Raw genomic sequence first — 3,808 nt, 5'->3', positions numbered from 1 at the left:
CCTTCCTCGCCGCAATCAGCCTCACCGCCGCTGCCTGGCTGTTCCGCAAACGATCGATATAGGGTTTTGGCGATGAAAAAATATGGATTGATTTTACATAATACGGTAAGATATCTCCCGTTTCTCTTGCCATTGCTATGGCTTCCGCTATTAGTTGAATATCTATTAGATATCATGGAGCCACATATTATAGTGTCATATGACACAACAATATTTGGATTTGATTTAATTTATATATTTGCGGTAAGGTTTTTCGTTCTAGATTTAATTCTTTATTTTGTTACTCGGAATGATCGTACGGCGCGGTTTGCCTTGCTTGAAATTGTATTTCTATATATAGAAATCACCTTAATAACAGTGACTTACTTTGGGTTTTTGTACAACCTATTTGGTGTATTTCATTTGTTTCGATATACAGGACCGAATCATACATTAGTACATTCGATAATAAAACACACACTACTATTGTCAATGTATATTTCTATACAAAATTTCACTACGCTTGGGTTGGGAGATTGGTTACCGAAAGAACTGTCCTCAATGATTTCTGTTTCAATTGAAGCTATTCTTGGTTTTATTCAGGCTGGTGTATTTGTTGCTATTGTTATTACGGCGCATCAATCCAGGCTTAATCATGGTTAAATTTAACAAAATATTTGTAATTTACATGTTCATATTCTTGTCGTGCATTACTAAAACCGTTTCGAGGTGTGTATATTACGTAGTTGGAAGTGAATTCCGCCTTATAAACATAAAAAAGGAAAGTATTGCTACATGAACATCCTGATGAAAAAAATTAAACATATCCAAACATATCATGCACTGAAACAAGTCACCATATTTGCCGCTATGGTTATTATACTTTCAGGTTGCGAGCTTGGCCCAAACTTCAGTACGCCACATACAAAAACTATAAAAACATTCGAAATTCCTCGTATAAACACGAAAATGAAGAGTAAGCTTGTGCCGTATCCGATTGATGTCACATGGTGGGCCAATTTTCATGATGCGACATTGACGCAGTTGGAGAGACAAGCAGCTACTCAAAATCTTGACATAAAAATCGCTACGGAGCGACTGGCTGAAGCACGTTCACAAGCCGAAATTGACGGAGCTGCACTGTATCCGTCACTGGATTTCGCCGGTTCATATACTCGGGAGAAGCCAAGTAGGAAAGGTGTTTTCAATGCGCTTGGCGGGGGCGCTACCGGAAATGCTAATAACGCGAGTGCTATTGCAAATGGCGGTAGTGGTTCCAGCGGTGGCGGTGGTATTTCAAATACAGAGATCCAGCCATTCAATCTTTTCCAGTATGGTTTCTCTTCCGTTTTTGATTTTGATCTATGGGGTAAAAACCGTCGAATTGAGGAGGCGGCACTTGCTGCTGTTGCCGCGTCAGACGATGCGCGGCGTGCCGTATTGCTAAACATAGAAGCAGAGATAGCGAACGATTATATTTCGTTACGATCCGATCAAAAACTACTGGCCATTACGGAGTCCAGTCTTCAAACTGCGCACCAAATTACCCTTATCACTAAAAATCGTGAAGATGCTGGGGTTTCCACCGCTCTTGACGTCGAGGATTCCCGTGCACAAGCGGCCTCGATCGCCGCGCAGATTCCAACGCTCAGGGTCGCTATTGAAGACCAGATTAGTCAAATCGGTTTGCTGCTAGGCCAAGAACCTGGTGCTCTCGAGATAAATCTTGCCAAGCCCAGCTCGATACCGTCAGTACCACCGGTCGTTCCAATAGGGATGCCCTCCGAACTACTCAAGCGAAGACCCGACATTCGGCAAGCGAGCGCAACCCTCCATGAGGCGACCGCAGAAATTGGTGCGGCTAAGGCGTCCTTTTTTCCGGATTTGACACTTTCAGGATCGGTATCGTTACAGGCGTTGCAAATGTCGAATCTAAATCAGCTCGCAGCGATTACCTATGCCGTCGGGCCGGAGTTATCACTGCCAATCTTCTCTGGCGGCAAACTTGAAGGCACGCTTCATTTGCGAAATGCTGAGCAGCGTGAAGCCGCAATCTCGTTTGCGAAAACGGTACTAACGGCGTTTCATCAGGTTGATGATGATCTATCTACCTATGACGGAGAACAGCATCGTCTTAATGCACTTACTCTGGATGTTACGGCAAGTAAAAAAGCATTACATCTAGCGCAACAAAGTTACCGTGAGGGCGTTGCAACTTACTTACAGGTATTGACTGCCCAGCAAGCCCTCCTTGCGGCTGAACAGTCACAAGCCCAAAGCCTAACAACAATTGCAAATGACCTCGTGGGTTTATATCAGGCACTTGGGGGTGGTTGGGAGGTATATTATCCGTTAAGAAAGCAAGCGCCGTGAAATTAACGTGAAAGGCTCATCCAAGGTCCCAAGTTATTAATTGGTTACCTTTTTGATATATTGATAGACCTGCTAAATGGCGGCACAGATATTTTTTTGATTATACATGATCCGTTGAAAATGCCGAAGTGGCTGCGCGCGCCGAAAGCGCCTGGTTTGCCCATCGGGATGATGACGACCAGCTTACCTGCATCTAGAGCGTAATCCTATCATTCTGGATCGTATCCGGCTGCGATGAACATGTTGTCGCAATCTGCCGGTGTGATGAGGTCGATGGTTCTGGCGGCTTCCCTGCGCAGCAGGGATTTGAGTTTGGTGAATGCGTTTTCGATTGGGTTGAAGTCCGGGCTGTTGGGCGGCAGATACCTCACCACGGCACCGGCAGCCTCGATCAGGGTCCGGACACGCGGCCCCTTGTGACTGGAGAGATTGTCCATGATCACGACATCACCGGCGCGCAGTTCGGGGACGAGGATGTGTTCGACCCATGTCTCGAAGACATCGCGGTCGGCGGCGCCATCGATCACGAAAGGGACGACGACGCCGCTGTTGCGCAGACCGGCGATCACGGTGGTCGCTTTCCAATGGCCGTGCGGCACGCTCACCTGCAAACGCTCACCGCGCGGACAGCACCCATAGTTCCGCGCCATGTTGGTGTTGGCCCAGGTTTCATCGACGAAGACCAGCCGGTCGGGATTGAGGTCGATCTGTGCGTCGAACCAGGCTTCCCGCGCGCTCATCACATCAGGACGGTCCTGTTCGGCCGCGTGGGCGGTCTTTTTTACGCGTCAGCCCGTACCGGGCCAGAAAGCACCACAGCGTGCCGTAGCCGAACCGCAGACCCTGCGCGGCCAGAGTGCCCCGTAATTCCTCGATCGTCATGTCGCGTTGCCCCGCCAGCGTGCCTCGGATCGTCTCGGCGTGCGCCTCGATCACGCCGCTGCGACGGTCACCACCCAGCGGACCGGGCCGCAGATCACCCGACCGCCGCTCCAGCGCACGCCAACGGCTGACGCCGGGAGCATCGGCGCGCCGCGCCCTTGTTGATAGAGTAGGCCCAGATTGGTCTGCGCTACGGCGTCACCGCGCTTCGCCGCCTCACCGAACCAGTTTGCGGCCATCGTATCGCTCGGCGGCACGCCGGCGCCATCGAGATAAATTGAGCCGAAATATGTCTGCGCTTGCACCTTCCCCGCCTATGCCGCCGTCATCATCATCTGGTCCGCCGACTACGCCCAGGCCGGTCCGCTCGCGAGCAACAGCGCAAGCCCGCCGAAACTCACAGCCGCAAGTCGTGCACCGAAATTCGATCTTGCCAGTCCTCCACTTTTGGATTGCACACCAGATATGGATTTCCGTGCTCAACCCTGCCACCGTCTTGCCGGCGTGATCCTTGTCATTAGCATTTCAACTCTTGCGGATCGTATCGGTAAACGTCATGGAGCCGAATCTCAAT

General features: G+C 49.9%; 2 protein-coding genes and 1 pseudogene. 2 read left to right on the top strand and 1 reads right to left on the bottom strand.

Features of this window, described 5'->3' with window-relative positions; genetic code table 11:
• On the top strand, window positions 1–642 hold a 642-nt coding region (locus ACP5E6_RS17045; RefSeq protein ID WP_427956184.1), incomplete at its 5' end, for a hypothetical protein.
• A gap of 132 nt (window positions 643–774) precedes the next feature.
• Complete coding sequence (locus tag ACP5E6_RS17040; protein ID WP_427956183.1) at window positions 775–2,352, top strand: efflux transporter outer membrane subunit; 1,578 nt, start codon at window positions 775–777, stop codon at window positions 2,350–2,352.
• 209 nt (window positions 2,353–2,561) lie between these two features.
• Here ACP5E6_RS17040 and ACP5E6_RS17035 read toward each other — a convergent pair.
• A pseudogene (locus tag ACP5E6_RS17035) lies at window positions 2,562–3,426 on the bottom strand (IS630 family transposase); the annotation flags it as partial.
• Window positions 3,427–3,808: the final 382 nt, after the last annotated feature.

The sequence above is a fragment of the Acidiphilium sp. genome, from assembly GCF_049977125.1.
In the GTDB taxonomy this organism is placed as follows: domain Bacteria; phylum Pseudomonadota; class Alphaproteobacteria; order Acetobacterales; family Acetobacteraceae; genus Acidiphilium.
The sequence above is the reverse complement of the archived record's forward strand: the minus strand, read 5'-3'. Positions and strand labels throughout refer to the sequence as shown.